Here is a 17,077-nt window from a genome sequence, read left to right on the forward strand (position 1 = left end):
TCTTGCTATCCAAGCCAAAAAGATGTATACTAATTGCGTGCGCAAGCATCATAGATGCACTAGTATGATTACACTATTATAGAGGGAAAGGAGATGGACATGACTTACTTAGAAAAATGGTTTGACTTCAACCGTAGGCAAGTAGAGCTAGAAGCTATTTTAGAAGAGACCATCGCTGAGCAGAGTGAACAAACCTTAACACTCAAGGAATTTTACCTCTTGCACTTTCTAAATCAGGCTGAAGGCAAATCCCTAAGACAAATCGACTTGCCAGATAAACTCCACCTGAGCCCTAGTGCTGTTTCACGGATGGTGGCACGCCTAGAAGCCAAGAACTGCGGTTTACTTAGTCGGAGATGCTGCGACCAGGACAAACGAGCTAGTTTTATCTGTCTGACTAACGAAGGACAGACTACCTTGTCTCATTTACAAACAGCTGTTGAAGAAAGCTTAGCAACAAAATCAAACTGGTTATCCTAAAACTTTTTTTAAAAAACTTGCGTGCGCAATCAATTTTCTTGACATTCCTTTTTCCAAGGAGTAAAATGAAGATATGATTTAGCAAAGGAGAATCCTATGATTGAAATCACCTATCTTGACGCCAGCAAGCAAGAGAGAACCATGACCTTTGAGTCATACGATGAATTTGAACGTTCTCAACATGCCTGCCTGATTGGTGTCGCAGACTATTACCCCGTCCAAAAAGTAACCTACAAGGGACATGATTTGGACTACCATGGGACTTACGGAGATGTTTTCTTCTATCTCATGAAACAAGATTTAAGCCAATATAACTAAAAAGGAGAAATACTATGGCAAAAGCAATTACAGACGCAACATTTGAACAAGAAACTAAAGACGGATTGGTCTTGGTAGACTTCTGGGCAACTTGGTGTGGCCCATGTCGTATGCAAGGTCCAATCTTGGACAAATTGTCTGAAGAACTTTCAGAAGATGTCTTGAAAATCGTTAAAATGGACGTTGATGAAAATCCTAACACAGCTCGTTCATTCGGTATCATGTCTATCCCTACTCTACTCTTCAAAAAAGATGGACAAGTGGTTAAACAAGTGGCTGGTGTCCACACAGCTGAACAAATCAAGGCTATCGTAGCTGAATTAAGCTAATCAAAGGAGAGGCTGGGGCAAAAGTCCTAGCCTCTCAATTGTCTTTGGATTGTAGAGCAGTACGCAGTGGTTGAGTGGGCTCTACTACGCTGATTTCATCAGCTTTTACAGCCCTACTCAACTGTGCGGAGGTGGGACGACGAAATCGAATTCTAACGAATTACAGATTTCTGTCCCACTCTCTTTTTTCTTGCCCTTTGCCATTTTTCAAAAAATATGCTAGACTGTAATTAGAATATCACGATGTTTGGGACATGCCATCGCTAAAAAAAACCTCTACTTGGTATTTTTTAGCTCCCTCAAGGGAGCTTTTTGCGTGCTCTAAACATTTCCCATTTTGGAAGGAGTACTATGAAACGTCAATCCGCCTTGGTCGTCTTTAGTGGTGGTCAAGATTCAACAACCTGCCTTTTCTGGGCCAAGCAACATTATGAAAGGGTCGAAGCCGTGACCTTTGCCTACGGTCAACGCCACCATTTAGAAATTCAAGTCGCCAAAGAAATCGCCGAGGAACAAGGAATTCCCCACCATATCCTAGATATGTCTCTGCTGGGACAAATCACTGAAAACGCCTTGACCTCTGATCTGGAAATTGAGCAAAAAGAGGGAGAGGTTCCCAATACCTTCGTTGACGGTCGCAATCATCTCTTTCTGTCCTTTGCGGCAGTTCTTGCCAAGCAGCGAGGAATTACAGATATCGTCACAGGAGTGTGTGAAACAGACTTCTCAGGCTATCCTGACTGCCGTGATGTCTTTGTCAAATCCCTCAATGTCACCCTCAACCTTGCCATGGATTACGACTTCGTTATCCAAACACCTCTCATGTGGCTAGACAAGGCTGAAAACTGGGAGTTATCCGACCAACTTGGCGCCTTTGACTATGTTCGTGAAAAGACCTTGACTTGTTACAATGGGATTATTGGTACTGGTTGTGGAGACTGTCCAGCCTGCCACCTACGTCAAAATGGTTTAGAGGTTTATCTCTCGCAGAAAGGAGAAGCCTGATGTTTTTTGCCCCCAAAGAAATCAAACAAGAAACTGGGGAATCTCTTGTCTACAATCCTCACAGAACCTTGGTATCAAAGGAATTTACCTTTGATGCTGCCCACCACCTCTTTCACTATGAAGGGAAATGCAAATCCCTGCATGGCCACACTTATCATCTACAGATTGCTGTTAGTGGATTTTTAGATGAACGTGGCATGACCTATGATTTTGGGGATATCAAGCAAATCTACAAAGACTACTTAGAGCCCCACTTGGATCACCGCTATCTCAATGAAACTCTTCCTTATATGAACACAACTGCTGAAAATATGGTTTATTGGATTTTCCAAACCATGAATCAAGAGTTGCCAGACGAACGCGGTCTCCGTTTGGAATACGTTCGCCTCTATGAAACACCGACTGCCTTTGCAGAGTTTAGACGGGAGTGGTTAGATGACTAGGGAACGTGTCCTCAAACTACCAGTTTTGGAAATTTTTGGGCCAACCTTTCAAGGTGAAGGACGTGCTATTGGCCAGAAAACTATGTTTGTCCGCACTGCTGGTTGTGACTACCACTGCGATTGGTGCGACTCTGCCTTTACTTGGGATGGTTCTGAGAAGCCTACTCGCATGACAGCTGATGAAGTGATCGCTGAGTTAGACAAACTAGGAAGCTACGACTACGTCACCCTGTCTGGGGGAAATCCTGCCACCCTAGCAGCCAACATGGCCGAATTAGTCACCAAGCTCAAGAAACGTGGTGTCACCCTTGCTGTCGAGACACAAGGTTCTCGCTGGCAAAATTGGTTAAAAGACATCGACCAGGTCACCCTGAGTCCCAAACCTCCTTCATCAAAAATGGAAGTCAACTTCGAGACCTTGGATTTCATCGTTTCCCAACTAGATCCTGACAAGGTCACCTTTAAAATCCCTGTTTTTGATGATGCAGATCTAGCCTTTGCCAAAGGCATTCAAGAGCGCTACCAACCAGATGTTCTCTTCTTATCTGCTGGAAATCCTGAACCCAAGGCCACAGGCAATATTGTCCAAGACCAACTGGACCGTCTCAAAGAACTCTGGGAACGTGTCGCTGCTGACGATAGTTGGGGCAATGTCCGCGTCCTTCCTCAACTCCATACCCTCCTCTACGACAACCAACGCGGTGTTTAAGAATAGAAAGAAAAAATCATGTCACAACAAGAAGAAATGAAAAACCTCAGCCTACTAGGCAACGAAGAAACCAACTATATTTTCGAGTATCAACCAGAAGTCCTCGAATCCTTTGACAATCGTCATGTGGAAAATGACTATTTCATCAAATTCAACTGCCCTGAATTTACCTCACTTTGCCCTATTACCGCTCAACCAGACTTCGCAACCATTTATATTTCCTATATTCCTGACAAACTCTGTGTCGAGTCAAAATCCCTCAAACTCTACCTCTTTAGCTACCGAAATCACGGAGATTTTCACGAAAACTGCATTAACACCATCGGAAAAGACTTGGTCAACTTGCTAGACCCTCGCTATTTAGAAGTCTGGGGAAAATTCACTCCACGCGGTGGCATCTCAATTGACCCCTACTACAACTACGGTAGACCTGGAACCAAGTATGAAGCCTTGGCAGAACAACGCCTCTTTCAACACGACCTTTATCCAGAGAAAATTGACAACCGCTAAACTCATACTCAATGAAAATCAAAGAAGCTAACTAGGAAGCTAACCGCAGGTTGCTCAAAACACTGCTTTGAGTGAGGTTGTAGATAGAACTGACGAAGTCAGCTCAAAACACTGTTTTGAGGTTGTAGATGGAAGTTGACGTGGTTTGAAGAGATTTTCGAAGAGTATAATACGAAAAAGCCCTGTTCCTCAAGCTAAGGAGCAAGGCTTTTTGAGTTTCAATTATTCTTCAGTTCCAAGGAAGTTTTTAGCAACAAGGGCTGCAAGTACTCCACCAACGATTGGTGCAAGGATGAAAATCCAAACTTGTTGAAGCGCTACGCCACCTACCAATACAGCAGGAGCCAAGCTACGAGCTGGGTTTACTGAAAGTCCAGTGATGTTCAATCCAACAAGAATCATAGCCATCAATGACAAACCGATCACCAAACCAGCAATAGCGCCATTCCCTTTGCTTGCTGAAGTTACAGTCATGATCACCAAAACAAACAAGAATGTTGCGATTGTTTCAAACAAGAAACCACCAAAGACAGTTACACCATTTGCCAAGGCATTTTCACCAAGACTTGCAGTTGACATACCTGAATTTGCCAAGAGGAAGAATACAGATCCTGACGCAAGGAAAGCACCAACTACTTGACCAAGGATGTAGTTTACAAGCTCTGAAGATGACAAACGTTTATTAACAAACATAGCGATAGAAACAGCTGGGTTCAAGTGAGCACCTGAAACAGTTCCGATTGAGAAAGCTGCAACTACGATTGCCAAACCAAAGGCAAGAGCAATTCCAAGGTGTCCAAGTCCTTCAACACCATTTCCAAAAACAACAGCTCCTGTTCCGATGAACACAAGCATAAAAGTACCGATTAATTCAGCAACAAATTTTTTCATGTTAAGTCTCCTTTTTTCAAACTATGTATTAGTCTATCAGAAGAAGGAAAGGGTTTCAAGAAAATTGTTTGGAAAAATACTGGTTTACCTTAATATCTTTTAATTGAGGGATTAGACAGAAAAATACATTTCCTCTATAGTACTTATCAGTTGCTCATCTCACTAGCTTTTAGAAACTTGATATAATCCAAACCCCATTTCTCGACAGCATCTAAAACAACTCTGAATTCCTGTCCCATTTCGGTTAAGCTGTACTCAACTCGTGGGGGAACTTCCGCATAGACCTTTCGTTGAATAATCTTATCCTTTTCTAATTGACGGAGATGACGTGTCAAAATAGTTTGAGTAATCCCAGGCAATAATCTCTGCAATTCTTTAAATCGTTTGGTACCCGTACTCAACTGATAAATGATTACCAGTGCCCATTTCCCCGTTAAAACCCTCTGCGTTGTCGCAAATGGACAAATACCATACTCACTCACTTTATTTGTCATAAAATATCTTCTTTCTATTTTTTAAAAAAAATTTATCTTTTAGTATCAATAAAAGTACTACTTTTGATACTAGCTATCGAAAAAGTGTCTACTTGTTTTTTTCGATTGTAACTGTTACAATTATATCATAAAAAAGAAATGGAGAATAGATATGTCAACAAACTTAGAAATTTTCAACGCTTATAACCAAGCTTTAATTGCTGGTGACTTTCCTGGTGTCTTTGAAACGATGGCAGACGATATTATCTGGCATCAACCTGGTACTCATAGTATATCTGGTACAGTTGTTGGTAAGGACAAGCTAGGAACTCACCTGGCTACATTTGCTGAGAAAACTAATGGAACCTTTAAGGTGATAACAAATTGGGTTTCTGACAATAAGGATTTAATCGCAGCTAATGTTACTTTTCTCGGAACACGTGTTGATGGTACTGAACTCAATATGAACGGGATTGACCTCTTCCGTATTGAAGACGGAAAAATCAAAGAAGTTTGGCTCTTCTCTTCAGATCAAGCTGAAGAAGATAGCTTTTGGGGATAATTTAAGAGGCCGGGACAAAAAATTTTGATTTTAGGAATTCTTTATTATAAATCTTTAAAATCGATAGATTAGAAAAAAAGCGAACAAGACCGAATTCTGAATGTCAGATAACTCGTTTTGTTCGCTTCTTATATTTAAGGTTAGACTTTTGTCCCCGACTCAAACTACATTACAGGACAAACCATTATCGTTGATGGTGGTATGCAATTCCATTAAGATATAGGAAAGAGGTTGGAAAATGATTCAACCTCTTTTATTAGTTTTCATTATTAGTTAGGAGGATACAATAGAAGCTCTTTCAATAAGTAATATTAGCTAATCTCTAGTATTGAAAAGATTGAATTGCTTCTTTCAAGTCATCTTGTAAACTATTTCTCTGGTCGAGTTGAACATAGACTTCTAATAGACAAGATCTAAAATTGGAAAATTTATAAAAATCTTCCGTCTCTTCTATCGGGAAATCAAGTGACTTTATCCAAGAGGCTAGTGTCGCTTGATCCACCTTGCCTTGCAAAATAGGTTCGTAAAGCACTCTGGCTAAGCGCCATTCCTCATCATCTATAAATCGAATCGAAATTCTTTTAAATAGTTGGCCAAGTATATCAAATCCTTCATGAACTCTGTTTTTAGGAAAGTCTGGATGACAAACCACCTCTGTCAGTAAATCGGCTCCGTGTGCAAAAGCATGTACCCAACCATACTGACTTGAAAAACCAGTCGTATCCTCTTCTTTTTCAAGGTAGTGCAAACCTTGATTGAGCATCGTATTTCTGATATCAATTTTAAGCACTTGATAATAAAGAGAGTGTCGGTTGCCATCGGCAGACAAGAGATTGGCATAAATAAGTGCCCTAAAAGAACGTTCAAGGGTTGAAGCTCCTAGCTTATCGAGCTCTTTATCTAGTCCACCATCAGAAACAATCATAGCAGATATAAATTGAAATTGCTCCTTTGTAAATAACTCTTCTTGGATTCCTCTAGCCAAACTGATAAAAACCAATTCATCGCGAATTTCTGGACTCGGATCCCCTAAGTGTTCAATTAACCACTGGAGTTCTTCTTGACGATAGCTCGGTTTTTCTTCTGCTATTTTTCTTTTCAATTCTGGATACATCTGCATACCTCCAATCATACAAATATATTATACAACATTCTTTTCTAGCTATCATTATAAAAAATAAATAGGTTAGTCTCTGATAGCTTTTCACTCTTATTTATAGGGTTAATTTTTTCCAAAAACCAAGTATTTGTTTGACACAAATTTCACAAAGGTGTATACTGAAACGTGATAGGACTTCTTTTAGAAACCTATCACGACTCACTTATAAACCTTTTGCTGTTCTTTTATGAACGTTTGAATGGTATCACGGATACCGAGGAGGAATCATATGTCTAAAGTAGCTATCGTTACAGGTGCAGGTCAAGGGATCGGTTTTGCAATCGCAAAACGCTTGGTTCAAGATGGTTTTAAGGTTGGAGTTTTAGACTACAACGCTGAAACAGCTGAGAAAGCAGTTGCTGAATTGTCAGCAGATAAAGCTTTTGCTGTTGTAGCTGATGTGTCTAAACAAGCAGAAGTTGCTGCAGCTTTCCAAAAAGTTGTCGATCATTTCGGAGACTTAAACGTTGTTGTAAACAACGCTGGTGTCGCTCCTACTACACCTCTGGATACAATTACAGAGGAACAATTCGCTCGCACATTTGCTATTAACGTCGGTGGGGTGATTTGGGGAGCACAAGCTGCTCAAGCTCAGTTCAAAGCACTTGGTCACGGTGGTAAAATCATCAATGCTACTTCTCAAGCAGGTGTTGTCGGAAATCCAAACTTGACTGTTTACGGCGGTACAAAATTCGCTGTTCGTGGTATTACTCAAACATTGGCGCGTGATTTAGCAGAGTCAGGTATCACTGTCAACGCCTATGCTCCAGGTATCGTAAAAACACCAATGATGTATGATATCGCTCATGAAGTTGGAAAAAATGCAGGAAAAGATGACGAGTGGGGTATGCAAACATTCGCAAAAGATATTACATTGAAACGCCTATCTGAACCAGAAGATGTAGCTGCAGCAGTTAGCTTCCTTGCTGGACCAGATTCAAACTACATTACAGGTCAAACCATTATCGTTGATGGTGGTATGCAATTCCATTAAGATTAAAAAAAGTGAGGTTGGAAAAAATCCAACCTCTTTTATCATCTCTACGATTCCAATTTTCGGAGTCGTTTTTTGTCATTTAAAACAATCTTTCTGTCCTATTCATGCTTCAGAAATGAAAGGATTTCTTCAAGACTAGCGGAACTTCCTTGCTCTAAATAGCGTGATTTACTACCATTTTGATAGACTGAAAGATTCGGAACGGTTTGGATATCCATTTCTTTTGCAAAGGCTGTAATCTCATCCTTTTCATCAGAAGCACTATCCAAATAATAGACTGTCTGGTGACTTTTTTGAATCGCTAGAGCCAAATTGGGCACAAACTTTTGACAGTAGGGACAGGATTCTCTTCCAATGTAGACGACAAACTCGTCGCCATTTGCAAGTTTGGAGCGCATTTCTTTCATATTGATTGCTTTGGTATACTGAACAGCTTCCTGATAAGTTTTTGGAAGAACAGGCTGACTGAATTTCCAAATCATAAACAAAATCGGCATAGCAATTCCAATGATAAGCAAGCTAAGTTTTTTATTGACACGCACTAGCATCTCTGTCCTTTTCTAAGTATTTTCCCTAGTCTAATCGCCCACGACAAGATATAAAATCCAACCGATAGATCTATAATATCGCACATTCTGAAGACAAAGTCTTTAGTAAACTTTATTAAATAAATGTCATTCTAAAATCTCAACAATATAACTCTATTGTTGCACTTTTATGATTTTATTCTCCCAACTGGGCACTGTAGTTGATAATTTGGTCAACTGTGTCTGACAAGAATTGAATGGTATCACGGAGTGGTTTATCCGTTGAAATATCGGCTCCGATAATCATGGCTGACTCAAGTGGTGTCTTGCTACCACCAGACTTGAGGAGATTGAGCCAGTCTTCAGCTCCAGTTTCTGAATGTTTCAGATGAAGGTAACCTGCAGTCGAGATAACAAGACCAGCAGAGTAAGTGTAGCTATACAAGCCCATGTAGTAGTGAGCTTGGCGCATCCAAGTCAGTGCTGCATCATCATCAATCTCAATAGCATCTCCCCAGAAGTCTGTCAAGACTTCCTTCATAATGCTATTGAGTTTACTTGCTCCAAAGGTCTCCCCTTCTTCAATCAGTGTATAAACCTTACGTTGGAAGGCTGCTTCCAAGAGGTGGGTGATAAAGTTATGGAAGTAGGTATCTGTCAAGCGGTGAGCAAGAGCGAATCGTTTCTGACGTGGATCATCAGACTGCTGTTCCAAGTAATCACTTAAAAGCAATTCATTGAAGGTTGACGGTGCTTCAACATAGTAGGTTGACATGTGGGCATTAAAGTAACTTTGATGATTGTCTGAGAAAATGAATTGACCAGAATGCCCAATTTCATGAATCAAGGTATAGACATCACTCAAACGGCCTGTCCAACTCATGAGGACATATGGATGCACACGATATGGATCCGCCGCATATCCGCCAGAATCCTTGCCACTATTAGCAGCAAAGTCCACCCAGCGCTCTTCTTGGTAACGAGCAACTTCTTGACTGTATTCTTGACCCAAAGGTTCTACCGACTTCATGACCAAATCATAGGCATCGTCAATAGTCACTTCAGGATTAAGGGCGCTATCCAAATCCAATTTCCAGTCGGCAAAGGTCATTTTCTCAAGACCGTTCACCTTGGCAACATGCTTGAGGTATCTCTGAGCAACTGGCGCAAAATCTTTCATAATCAGGTCAATCTGACGGTCAAACATGGCACGGTCCACTTCTTGCTCAGCTAGAAGATAATCAAAGACTGAATCGTAGCCCTTCATATCTGCCAACAATTTCTCAGACTTGACCTGAGCAAGATAGGCTGCCGCAGCTGTATTTTGGTGCTTACGTAGTCCTTCTGAGAACGAACGGAAGGATTTCTCACGGACTTCAGCATCCTCGTGATTTTGGTAGAAATTTTCATAGGTCACAAAGCTATTTTTGTAAGTCTTCCCATGGGCTTCAAAGTCAGCCATTTCAAAATCTCCAGCTCGCATCTTAGTATAGATATCCTGTGGACTATAGAAAACTTCACCCAGATTGGTCAAGGCCTTCTCCACATCCGCCCCAAGATAGTGGGCTTTTTTGATTTTCGCCTGACGAATAGCTGCCGTCAAGTGAGGTAACTCACCCAAACGGTCCAAGACTTCCTCGTCTGCAGCCACTAAGGCATCATCAAAGAAGGTTAAGGCAACACTGGCATCTGTCTCAAACTCCATTCCAGCTTGGGCGATATTGGCAAAATCTTCATTACCATAGTCTGTCGTCTGAGGCATAAAGCTGTAATTACCAATATGACTCATCTGAATATAGATTTGTTCCAATTCTGCAAAGGCCTTCTCGAAATCTTCAAAAGTGTGAAGTTTACCCTTGTAGTCACGACTAAATTGATTGATATCTTCACGCGCCTTTTCAATCGCACGCAAGAAGTCCTCACTGTCTTGATATAAGGCTGTCAAGTCCCAAAGTTCCTTTTCGGGAAATTCTGAACGGTGTTTTTGTTCCATTTTCTTCCTCTTATTTCTCTAATTCTAATAATACACTAATGGCTGATAAGGCGTAAAGCGGTGCTGTTTCTGCTCGTAGGATACGAGGGCCAAGTCCTGCAAGAATCGCTCCTTTGGCTTCAAAACTTTCGATTTCTGCGGGTGAGAGGCCACCTTCTGGACCAAAGATAAAGAGTAGTTTACTTCCCTTCTCAAGACTACTTACTGCTTGTATAAGGGCTGCTGATTCTCCTTCTTTAGCTGACTCTTCGTAAGCTACCACGATACGATCAAACTGGTCGAACTGAGCTAAAAAGTTTGCTTTTTTTTCAAAAAGGGTAATGCTAGGGACATGATTCCGCTTGCTTTGCTCGGCTGCTCCAAGGGCAATTTTTTCTAACTTCTCAACCTTTTTGCCCAACTTCTTGCCGTCCCATTTGGCAACTGACCAGTCAGCAGGGAAGGCCCAAATCTGGCTAGCGCCAAGTTCTGTTACTTTCTGGGTGATCAACTCGAGCTTGTCTCCCTTAGGGAAGCCTGATGCGATGGTCACTTGGACTGGCAGTTCCACATTGTCAGCTAATTCCTCAACCAGCTCCAATTGACGCGCCTCTATATTTATCACGCGCGCCAAGCGCTTAATACCATCATCAAAGACCAAAGTAACCTCATCATTTTCCTTCAGGCGCATGACCTGAAACATGTGCTTGCTAGTTTCCTTGTCCTCAATAGTGACAGGTGAGATTGCACTCCCCTTGACAAAATACTGCTGCATGCTAGCCTCCAATCACACCAGAAATATCCTTGGTCTTCTTGAAGACACAGGCATTCCACTCCCCTTGGATCATGTGGGTTTCAAGAAAAAATCCAGCTGCTTCTGCTGACTCACGCACCATGTTCCACTTGTCCTTAATAATGCCACTCATGATCAGGTAGCCTTCATCCTTGACCAAGCGATAAGCATCATCCGTCAGATGAATGAGGATATCCGCCAAGATGTTGGCCACGATGACATCTGCCTCAATCGCCACGCCTTTAAGCAAATCACCTGGCGCTACATGGATGTTTTCCATACAAGGATTGAGCTCAATATTTTCCTGAGCGACACGAACCGCCACATCATCCAAGTCATAGGCGAAAATCTCCTTGGCACCTAGGAGTGAGCTTGCAATAGAAAGAACCCCTGAACCAGTCCCTACGTCTAGCACTGTTTCACCACCACGAAGAACTTGCTCCAAGGCATAAAGGCTCATCTTGGTTGTTGGGTGCGTTCCCGTTCCAAAGGCCATGCCAGGGTCCAGTTTGATAATCTTTTCTCCTGCTGTCGCCTCATAGTCCGTCCATGACGGTACGATGGTCAGGTCATGGGTGATGCGTGCCGGTTCATAATACTTCTTCCAGTTGTCCGCCCAGTCTTCCTCAGCCAAAGCAGTCGTACCGATCTTGACCTCGCCCAGATCCATAAAATCGGTCAATTCTGCCAAACGAGCCTGCAAGTCCGACTCAACTGCTGCTACATCAACCGTATCCGGGTAGTAGGCTGTGACCACGATTTCTTCCTGCTGCTCGACCTCAGGAAAAATCTCACCAAAGCGGTCCACATTCCCCACATAGTCCATGCTGTCTTCGATTGCCACCCCTTGAGCACCTAACTCAATCAAGAGATTGGAGACTAATTCCTCTCCCTCACGCTTAACTGTAACTTTTAACTCTTGCCATGTTTCCATATTTAAGATACCAAGCCCGTAAAACACAAAGCCAAAATAGGAACTTCAACGAAGACGCTTGAATCTAAGAGAAGTTTATCTTTTCTGCACAGTGTTTAGGGCGGGTTCAGTTTAGAAATGTAACCGAACCATCCTTTCTATTTCTCTATCCATTTTTTCATGTAGACCATATCCATGCCCTCTTTTTCAGGCTCAATATGGGTTTGATGGTAGCCATTCTTCTCATAGAAAGCAACCATGCCTGCATCTTGTAATACCGTACACAAATCCCACTGTGTAATGGTGGGGAACTCTTTTTCCAGCAAGCTTAAACCTGTAGATCCATACCCTTTTCCTTGATAGGGAGGTAAAATCGCCACTGTTCCCAACCAAGCATTTGTTAACTCTTCATTGGTCTGAATTCGTAAAAAACCAATCTTTTCTTCATCTTCTCTCACAAAGTAGTAATAGCTATTAGGACGTTCTACCAGTTTCCACTTGATTCGTTCGCGGTCCTCCAGATAAGGATCATACTCATCTTGGTATTTCTCATAGACCGCCTTAAAACTGGCTCTTTGAATGGCAATGATGGTTTCTAAATCTTCCGCTCCTGCTCTCTCAAGTCTTATCATAATTCTCCTCCAAATAATCCCTCAATCTACCCTGTAGCTGAGGCACTGCTTGTTTAGAATTGAGAAATTCCTCAATGCTCATCAGTTTATAGCCCTGACCTTCGTCACCAAAGACAATATTGTCAAATTGTTCTTGTCTTAGCTGACCAACCATAAAGACCGATTGCTTGTCTTTAAAGATTACGCTAGGATAAATCTTGCTCCAAAGCAGACAGTCTTCATCTAAATGAATTCCCAATTCCTCATAAACTTCACGCGCTGCGCACTCGAAAGGACTTTCGTTTCCTTCACGACCACCACCTGGAAATTCCCACATGTTGGGACAAGGGATATCGTCCTTGTCATCACGCAAGATAGTCAAGACCTTATCCCTACAAATCAAAGCAATCTTAGAGCCTGTAAAATCAGAAATTTCTATTTCCATATTAGACTCCTTCGGCTAATTCCTTTTCCAGTTCGGCTAACCAGTTTTCATAATATCTTTTCTCATCCCGTAACATCCGGCTGCTATTCATTTTCTGTCTAGCAATCTTCATAGCCTTGTGAGTTTGAACTACATCTTTCTTTACCTTAAATTGATACCAAGCTTGAATGACCTGCATATCCGCTGTTTTTAGAGATAAAAAGGATTTGACCCCTCGAATACTTGCATATTCTTCCGCTTTCTTATTATCTCCTTCTATCAGAGCAACTTGAAGAAGGTATAATTGAGAAATAGTTTTAGACATTGGATTATCTGTTTTCTCTAACACAGACTGAAACTGTTGCTTTGCAAGCTCTATATTATCATCCAATATGAATACCAATCCCTGAAGAGTCTGAACACTTTCTGCAAAACTCCCTCTCACATCCTCATCAACAGACATGATAAAGTCTTTTAAATCATATTCTTGAGGAGCTAGCAAGGTCTGGGCAGAATGCCTCAACATCAGGTAGGCGTATTTCGTATTTTCAGGGTGTTGTAGTAATTCCCAAATTTTTGCTCCATCGGTAATCCCAACTGGCAGAGCATTGAATAGAAGAAGAGATAAATTTAGACAAATCCAAGTGCCTGCAAAATACCAGTTTGTTGTCAAAAAACCAAAAAGTGTTGCCAATAATATCAAGCAAAGGTGAACTATCAAGCCTCCTGAAAGCATCAAGATGATTCTTTGATCACTTTCATTCTCTTTTAAACCAATATACTGAGCACCAACATTTTTTATAACTGCTGTTCGACTAAGATGAAGCCTTCCTGACTTTTTGGTTAAAAGAAAGTTCCCTAATCCAAAAGCCACCAGCCGATAGCCTGTCAAGTAGCCACAAAAAGCATGTCCCAGCTCATGAAGAATAAAGATTAAATACATACTTAGAAGAGCGAAGGCATAACCAAAAGTAAAGACTAAAACTGCGGAATACCCCAACTCTGCAAATGCGATTGTTCCACAAGCAAAAGCTAGCATAATAAATACAAAAGCTAGCACATAAACCAAATAAATCCCAATTTTCTTCATAAAATCTCCAACCAACTCCTAGTATCTCGGATAAGGGTAAAATTCTCCTTCTTCCAAGCCTGCTTTTCCTTCTTCAAAGACTTCTTGGTTCCATTCCATGACGAATTCTTCTGCTTCTGGGTCTTCCAAAAAGTCCATGAGGGCATCTAGTCCAACCTCTGCAGTATCTTTAAGAAATAGCGCAAAATAAGCTAAAAACTCACGAGAAAAACCTTTCTTCGGCAAATAAGGGATGACTGCCAGATAGTCTTCCTCATTAATTATTGACTTGGCAGGGTTGTAAAAAAGTACCGCTTCTTCAAAAAGGATATCATCTGACGAAACCTCTCCGTCTTCATCTAACATCTCCACCCCTGCAGCATTTTGTGCCTCTAATAGAAAACTCACTTCAACCGCATGATTACGCTTGTCCCAACTAATCTCATAATCAAAAGGAAAGTTCTTATCCAACTCTTCTTGTAAAACATCTAAAAATCCATATGTTGCCATTTTGTCCTCTTTCTATACGACTCTTCAATCGCCCCGAATACTCGGAAATATGCTAAAATAGATACTACCATATTACCACATTAGTATCAGAAAATCCATGTTAGAAAGGACTGCTATGCCAGACAATCTCGCGCTTCGTATGCGCCCCAAAACCATCGACCAGGTCATCGGTCAGGAGCATCTGGTTGGACCAGGCAAGATTATCCGCCGCATGGTGGAGGCAAATCGTCTATCATCCATGATTCTCTATGGACCTCCAGGAATTGGTAAGACCAGTATTGCCTCAGCCATCGCTGGAACGACCAAGTATGCTTTTCGGACCTTCAATGCCACTGTTGATAGTAAAAAACGTCTCCAAGAAATCGCTGAAGAAGCTAAATTCTCAGGTGGTCTTGTACTGCTACTAGACGAGATTCATCGTCTTGACAAGACTAAACAAGACTTCCTCTTGCCTCTCTTGGAAAGCGGACTGGTCATCATGATTGGGGCGACGACTGAAAATCCTTTCTTTTCTGTCACTCCAGCCATCCGCAGTCGCGTTCAGATTTTTGAGTTGGAACCCTTGTCTAACCAAGATGTCAAAGGAGCCATTCAAATAGCCCTGACTGACCCTGAACGAGGCTTTGATTTCCCTGTTGAGTTAGATGATGATGCCCTTGATTTTATCGCAACATCTACCAACGGAGACCTCCGCTCTGCCTTTAACTCACTTGATTTGGCAGTTCTCTCCACACCAGCAAAGGATGACGGCATCCGTCATATCACACTTGACATCATGGAAAATAGTCTTCAGAGAAGCTACATCACTATGGACAAGGATGGAGATGGACATTACGACGTTCTCTCTGCTCTCCAGAAATCCATCCGTGGCTCTGATGTGGATGCCAGTCTCCACTACGCTGCCCGCTTGATTGAAGCAGGTGACCTTCCTAGTTTGGCACGCCGTTTGACGGTGATTGCTTATGAAGATATCGGCTTGGCTAATCCCGATGCACAGATCCATACCGTAACTGCTTTGGATGCTGCACAAAGAATCGGCTTCCCCGAAGCTCGCATCCTCATTGCCAATGTCGTCATTGATTTGGCGCTTTCACCTAAGTCCAACTCAGCCTATGTGGCTATAGATAAGGCCTTGGCTGCCCTTAAAACATCGGGGCATCTGCCGATTCCACGTCATTTACGGGACGGCCATTATAGCGGTAGCGAGGAATTGGGAAACGCCCAAAATTATCTTTATCCCCATAACTATCCTGGTCACTGGGCCAAGCAAGATTATTTGCCAGAAAAAATTCGCGACCATAGCTACTTCTCACCAGAAGATAGCGGAAAATACGAACGAGCCCTAGCTCAGCGCAAGGAAACCATTGATAAATTACGAAATTTGTGAAATCCTTTCCAAATAATTACATTTACCCCTTGATTTTTTTTGAAAAAGTGGTATTATATAAACATAGAAACGCTGTGGTGTACGACCTCACACTTAAGTGTTGACCGACTATTTTTTGTATTATTAGGGAAACAAAAGTCTTCTAACAGCATGTAGGCCGTCTCACACGGAAACAGCTTCAGTTAGAGCGAGTTGCCCACCTGCTTAATTGCGCGGGTTCAATACAAACCGTGAAGTTTCGGCACCAATACAGCTTTTTTGTTTGCCTCCTTAGCTCAGTTGGTAGAGCAGTAGACTCTTAATCTATGGGTCGCAGGTTCGAGCCCTGCAGGGGGCATCTAAATCAACAGGAAAAAGCCTTGATAACCAAGGCTTTTTTGTTGTTCTAAAGTATATTTATCCCCTATTTTTTATGAACTGCCTTTCCAGACATCTCTAATCTGATGACACTCTTCAAAAAAAATTTTAAAATTTAAAACAAAAGTTTTGCTTTTCTTTTTATTTGTGTTATACTTGTTCTTGTGTCAGATACAAGTTATCTAAAGGAGTTTATATGGATACGAAATTTTCAGTAGCCTTACATATCCTGACTATGATTAGTGAGAGCAAGGATACCTTAAGTTCACAAGCTCTGGCTGAGAGCGTCGGAACCAACGCTAGTTATATTCGTAAGGTGATTGCCTTATTGAAAAATGCTGGACTAATCCAGTCTCATCAAGGAAAAACGGGCTACCAACTTAGTAAACCCCCAAGGAACATCACCTTACTTAACATTTATTTTGCCACACAAGAAGTCAGCCACATCAGCTTATTTCCCGTTCATCAAAATAGCAATCCGGATTGTCCCGTTGGGAAACATATTCAAGCTGCCGTTTCGCCACTATTTGCTAGCGCTGAAGCTCAACTTGAGAAGGAACTAGCCCAGCAAACCTTAGAAGATGTCATTAACAATCTTTATAAAGAAGCCAAACAAAAACGAAACTGATTTGCATGCA

Annotated in this window: 22 protein-coding genes and 1 tRNA gene; 12 read left to right on the plus strand and 11 right to left on the minus strand. The window is 41.7% G+C overall.

Annotated features, from left to right (window positions below; translation table 11 throughout):
• Positions 1-99: 99 nt before the first annotated feature.
• The 7 genes from K1I67_RS00225 (at position 100) to queF (ending at position 3,794) form a co-directional block, all read left to right on the plus strand.
• On the plus strand, positions 100-480 hold the full coding sequence (locus K1I67_RS00225; RefSeq protein ID WP_223338292.1) for a MarR family winged helix-turn-helix transcriptional regulator: 381 nt from the start codon (positions 100-102) through the stop codon (positions 478-480).
• A 96-nt stretch (positions 481-576) separates the two neighbouring features.
• A complete protein-coding gene (locus K1I67_RS00230; protein ID WP_049508973.1) occupies positions 577-798 on the plus strand; it encodes a DUF4649 family protein in 222 nt (73 codons plus the stop codon).
• Positions 799-812: 14 nt separating this feature from the next.
• Positions 813-1,127 carry a thioredoxin gene (trxA, locus tag K1I67_RS00235; RefSeq protein ID WP_001029584.1) on the plus strand — a complete coding sequence of 105 codons (315 nt, stop codon included), beginning with the start codon at positions 813-815 and terminating at the stop codon, positions 1,125-1,127.
• A gap of 351 nt (positions 1,128-1,478) precedes the next feature.
• Complete coding sequence (gene queC / locus K1I67_RS00240; RefSeq protein WP_223338293.1) at positions 1,479-2,132, plus strand: 7-cyano-7-deazaguanine synthase QueC; 654 nt, start codon at positions 1,479-1,481, stop codon at positions 2,130-2,132.
• The gene (queD, locus tag K1I67_RS00245) at positions 2,132-2,575 is read left to right on the plus strand and encodes a 6-carboxytetrahydropterin synthase QueD (RefSeq protein ID WP_223338294.1); all 444 of its coding nucleotides are present in this window, start codon (positions 2,132-2,134) and stop codon (positions 2,573-2,575) included. Before queC ends, queD begins: the two co-directional genes overlap by 1 nt.
• Positions 2,568-3,284, plus strand: coding sequence for a 7-carboxy-7-deazaguanine synthase QueE (queE, locus tag K1I67_RS00250; protein WP_223338295.1), 717 nt, complete (start codon positions 2,568-2,570; stop codon positions 3,282-3,284). Before queD ends, queE begins: the two co-directional genes overlap by 8 nt.
• Positions 3,285-3,302: 18 nt before the next feature.
• The gene (queF, locus tag K1I67_RS00255) at positions 3,303-3,794 is read left to right on the plus strand and encodes a preQ(1) synthase (RefSeq protein ID WP_223338296.1); all 492 of its coding nucleotides are present in this window, start codon (positions 3,303-3,305) and stop codon (positions 3,792-3,794) included.
• Between the two features lie 222 nt (positions 3,795-4,016).
• Here the strand turns inward: queF and K1I67_RS00260 are convergent, their stop codons facing one another.
• The gene (locus K1I67_RS00260) at positions 4,017-4,685 is read right to left on the minus strand and encodes an MIP/aquaporin family protein (protein WP_223338297.1); all 669 of its coding nucleotides are present in this window, start codon (positions 4,683-4,685) and stop codon (positions 4,017-4,019) included.
• 146 nt (positions 4,686-4,831) lie between these two features.
• Positions 4,832-5,179 carry a winged helix-turn-helix transcriptional regulator gene (locus tag K1I67_RS00265; protein ID WP_223338298.1) on the minus strand — a complete coding sequence of 116 codons (348 nt, stop codon included), beginning with the start codon at positions 5,177-5,179 and terminating at the stop codon, positions 4,832-4,834.
• Positions 5,180-5,330: 151 nt separating this feature from the next.
• Between K1I67_RS00265 and K1I67_RS00270 the strand changes: the two genes are divergently transcribed.
• Positions 5,331-5,720 (plus strand): nuclear transport factor 2 family protein, encoded by a 390-nt coding sequence (locus tag K1I67_RS00270; RefSeq protein ID WP_223338299.1) that lies wholly within the window; start codon positions 5,331-5,333, stop codon positions 5,718-5,720.
• A 322-nt stretch (positions 5,721-6,042) separates the two neighbouring features.
• Here the strand turns inward: K1I67_RS00270 and K1I67_RS00275 are convergent, their stop codons facing one another.
• Entirely contained in the window at positions 6,043-6,834 is a 792-nt protein-coding gene (locus K1I67_RS00275) for a DUF2785 domain-containing protein (RefSeq protein ID WP_223338300.1), read from the minus strand.
• 274 nt (positions 6,835-7,108) lie between these two features.
• On the opposite strand from K1I67_RS00275, the gene K1I67_RS00280 reads away from it, so the two are divergent.
• Positions 7,109-7,873 carry a (S)-acetoin forming diacetyl reductase gene (locus K1I67_RS00280; RefSeq protein WP_000048146.1) on the plus strand — a complete coding sequence of 255 codons (765 nt, stop codon included), beginning with the start codon at positions 7,109-7,111 and terminating at the stop codon, positions 7,871-7,873.
• Between the two features lie 101 nt (positions 7,874-7,974).
• Here the strand turns inward: K1I67_RS00280 and K1I67_RS00285 are convergent, their stop codons facing one another.
• From K1I67_RS00285 to K1I67_RS00320, 8 genes are all read right to left on the minus strand, one after another.
• Positions 7,975-8,424, minus strand: a complete 450-nt coding sequence (locus K1I67_RS00285) for a thioredoxin domain-containing protein (RefSeq protein WP_065427776.1) — start codon at positions 8,422-8,424, stop codon at positions 7,975-7,977.
• 175 nt (positions 8,425-8,599) lie between these two features.
• Positions 8,600-10,396, minus strand: a complete 1,797-nt coding sequence (gene pepF / locus K1I67_RS00290; protein ID WP_223338301.1) for an oligoendopeptidase F — start codon at positions 10,394-10,396, stop codon at positions 8,600-8,602.
• Positions 10,397-10,406: 10 nt separating this feature from the next.
• Positions 10,407-11,150, minus strand: coding sequence for a 16S rRNA (uracil(1498)-N(3))-methyltransferase (locus K1I67_RS00295; RefSeq protein WP_223338302.1), 744 nt, complete (start codon positions 11,148-11,150; stop codon positions 10,407-10,409).
• Position 11,151: 1 nt separating this feature from the next.
• Positions 11,152-12,102: a 50S ribosomal protein L11 methyltransferase gene (gene prmA, locus K1I67_RS00300; RefSeq protein ID WP_223338303.1), complete on the minus strand. Its 951-nt coding sequence runs from the start codon at positions 12,100-12,102 to the stop codon at positions 11,152-11,154.
• 137 nt (positions 12,103-12,239) lie between these two features.
• Positions 12,240-12,713 (minus strand): GNAT family N-acetyltransferase, encoded by a 474-nt coding sequence (locus tag K1I67_RS00305; protein ID WP_070458439.1) that lies wholly within the window; start codon positions 12,711-12,713, stop codon positions 12,240-12,242.
• The gene (locus tag K1I67_RS00310) at positions 12,700-13,137 is read right to left on the minus strand and encodes an NUDIX hydrolase (RefSeq protein WP_223338304.1); all 438 of its coding nucleotides are present in this window, start codon (positions 13,135-13,137) and stop codon (positions 12,700-12,702) included. Before K1I67_RS00310 ends, K1I67_RS00305 begins: the two co-directional genes overlap by 14 nt.
• A 1-nt stretch (position 13,138) precedes the next feature.
• Positions 13,139-14,206: a M50 family metallopeptidase gene (locus tag K1I67_RS00315; RefSeq protein WP_223338305.1), complete on the minus strand. Its 1,068-nt coding sequence runs from the start codon at positions 14,204-14,206 to the stop codon at positions 13,139-13,141.
• 18 nt (positions 14,207-14,224) lie between these two features.
• The gene (locus K1I67_RS00320; protein ID WP_223338306.1) at positions 14,225-14,695 is read right to left on the minus strand and encodes a DUF3013 family protein; all 471 of its coding nucleotides are present in this window, start codon (positions 14,693-14,695) and stop codon (positions 14,225-14,227) included.
• A 115-nt stretch (positions 14,696-14,810) separates the two neighbouring features.
• On the opposite strand from K1I67_RS00320, the gene K1I67_RS00325 reads away from it, so the two are divergent.
• The 3 genes from K1I67_RS00325 to K1I67_RS00335 all read left to right on the plus strand — a co-directional run bounded on the left by K1I67_RS00325 (position 14,811) and on the right by K1I67_RS00335 (position 17,067).
• Positions 14,811-16,082 (plus strand): replication-associated recombination protein A, encoded by a 1,272-nt coding sequence (locus tag K1I67_RS00325; RefSeq protein ID WP_223338439.1) that lies wholly within the window; start codon positions 14,811-14,813, stop codon positions 16,080-16,082.
• Between the two features lie 264 nt (positions 16,083-16,346).
• Positions 16,347-16,419: transfer RNA gene (locus tag K1I67_RS00330), tRNA-Lys, on the plus strand.
• A gap of 216 nt (positions 16,420-16,635) precedes the next feature.
• The gene (locus tag K1I67_RS00335; protein ID WP_223338307.1) at positions 16,636-17,067 is read left to right on the plus strand and encodes an Rrf2 family transcriptional regulator; all 432 of its coding nucleotides are present in this window, start codon (positions 16,636-16,638) and stop codon (positions 17,065-17,067) included.
• The last annotated feature ends 10 nt before the right edge of the window (positions 17,068-17,077 follow it).

It is taken from the genome of Streptococcus infantis (assembly GCF_019929575.1).
Taxonomy (GTDB): domain Bacteria; phylum Bacillota; class Bacilli; order Lactobacillales; family Streptococcaceae; genus Streptococcus; species Streptococcus infantis_L.

Excerpts from the sequence above, each read along its gene's own strand:
- trxA (WP_001029584.1), top strand. The coding sequence starts at position 813 with ATGGCAAAAGCAATTACAGACGCAACATTTGAACAAGAAACTAAAGAC.
- queE (WP_223338295.1), top strand. The coding sequence starts at position 2,568 with ATGACTAGGGAACGTGTCCTCAAACTACCAGTTTTGGAAATTTTTGGG.
- K1I67_RS00265 (WP_223338298.1), bottom strand. The coding sequence starts at position 5,179 with ATGACAAATAAAGTGAGTGAGTATGGTATTTGTCCATTTGCGACAACG.
- K1I67_RS00225 (WP_223338292.1), top strand. The coding sequence starts at position 100 with ATGACTTACTTAGAAAAATGGTTTGACTTCAACCGTAGGCAAGTAGAG.
- K1I67_RS00260 (WP_223338297.1), bottom strand. The coding sequence starts at position 4,685 with ATGAAAAAATTTGTTGCTGAATTAATCGGTACTTTTATGCTTGTGTTC.
- K1I67_RS00305 (WP_070458439.1), bottom strand. The coding sequence starts at position 12,713 with ATGATAAGACTTGAGAGAGCAGGAGCGGAAGATTTAGAAACCATCATT.
- K1I67_RS00325 (WP_223338439.1), top strand. The coding sequence starts at position 14,811 with ATGCCAGACAATCTCGCGCTTCGTATGCGCCCCAAAACCATCGACCAG.
- queD (WP_223338294.1), top strand. The coding sequence starts at position 2,132 with ATGTTTTTTGCCCCCAAAGAAATCAAACAAGAAACTGGGGAATCTCTT.
- prmA (WP_223338303.1), bottom strand. The coding sequence starts at position 12,102 with ATGGAAACATGGCAAGAGTTAAAAGTTACAGTTAAGCGTGAGGGAGAG.
- K1I67_RS00335 (WP_223338307.1), top strand. The coding sequence starts at position 16,636 with ATGGATACGAAATTTTCAGTAGCCTTACATATCCTGACTATGATTAGT.
- K1I67_RS00295 (WP_223338302.1), bottom strand. The coding sequence starts at position 11,150 with ATGCAGCAGTATTTTGTCAAGGGGAGTGCAATCTCACCTGTCACTATT.
- K1I67_RS00310 (WP_223338304.1), bottom strand. The coding sequence starts at position 13,137 with ATGGAAATAGAAATTTCTGATTTTACAGGCTCTAAGATTGCTTTGATT.
- queF (WP_223338296.1), top strand. The coding sequence starts at position 3,303 with ATGTCACAACAAGAAGAAATGAAAAACCTCAGCCTACTAGGCAACGAA.
- K1I67_RS00280 (WP_000048146.1), top strand. The coding sequence starts at position 7,109 with ATGTCTAAAGTAGCTATCGTTACAGGTGCAGGTCAAGGGATCGGTTTT.
- K1I67_RS00315 (WP_223338305.1), bottom strand. The coding sequence starts at position 14,206 with ATGAAGAAAATTGGGATTTATTTGGTTTATGTGCTAGCTTTTGTATTT.
- queC (WP_223338293.1), top strand. The coding sequence starts at position 1,479 with ATGAAACGTCAATCCGCCTTGGTCGTCTTTAGTGGTGGTCAAGATTCA.
- K1I67_RS00230 (WP_049508973.1), top strand. The coding sequence starts at position 577 with ATGATTGAAATCACCTATCTTGACGCCAGCAAGCAAGAGAGAACCATG.
- K1I67_RS00275 (WP_223338300.1), bottom strand. The coding sequence starts at position 6,834 with ATGTATCCAGAATTGAAAAGAAAAATAGCAGAAGAAAAACCGAGCTAT.
- K1I67_RS00285 (WP_065427776.1), bottom strand. The coding sequence starts at position 8,424 with ATGCTAGTGCGTGTCAATAAAAAACTTAGCTTGCTTATCATTGGAATT.
- K1I67_RS00270 (WP_223338299.1), top strand. The coding sequence starts at position 5,331 with ATGTCAACAAACTTAGAAATTTTCAACGCTTATAACCAAGCTTTAATT.
- K1I67_RS00320 (WP_223338306.1), bottom strand. The coding sequence starts at position 14,695 with ATGGCAACATATGGATTTTTAGATGTTTTACAAGAAGAGTTGGATAAG.
- pepF (WP_223338301.1), bottom strand. The coding sequence starts at position 10,396 with ATGGAACAAAAACACCGTTCAGAATTTCCCGAAAAGGAACTTTGGGAC.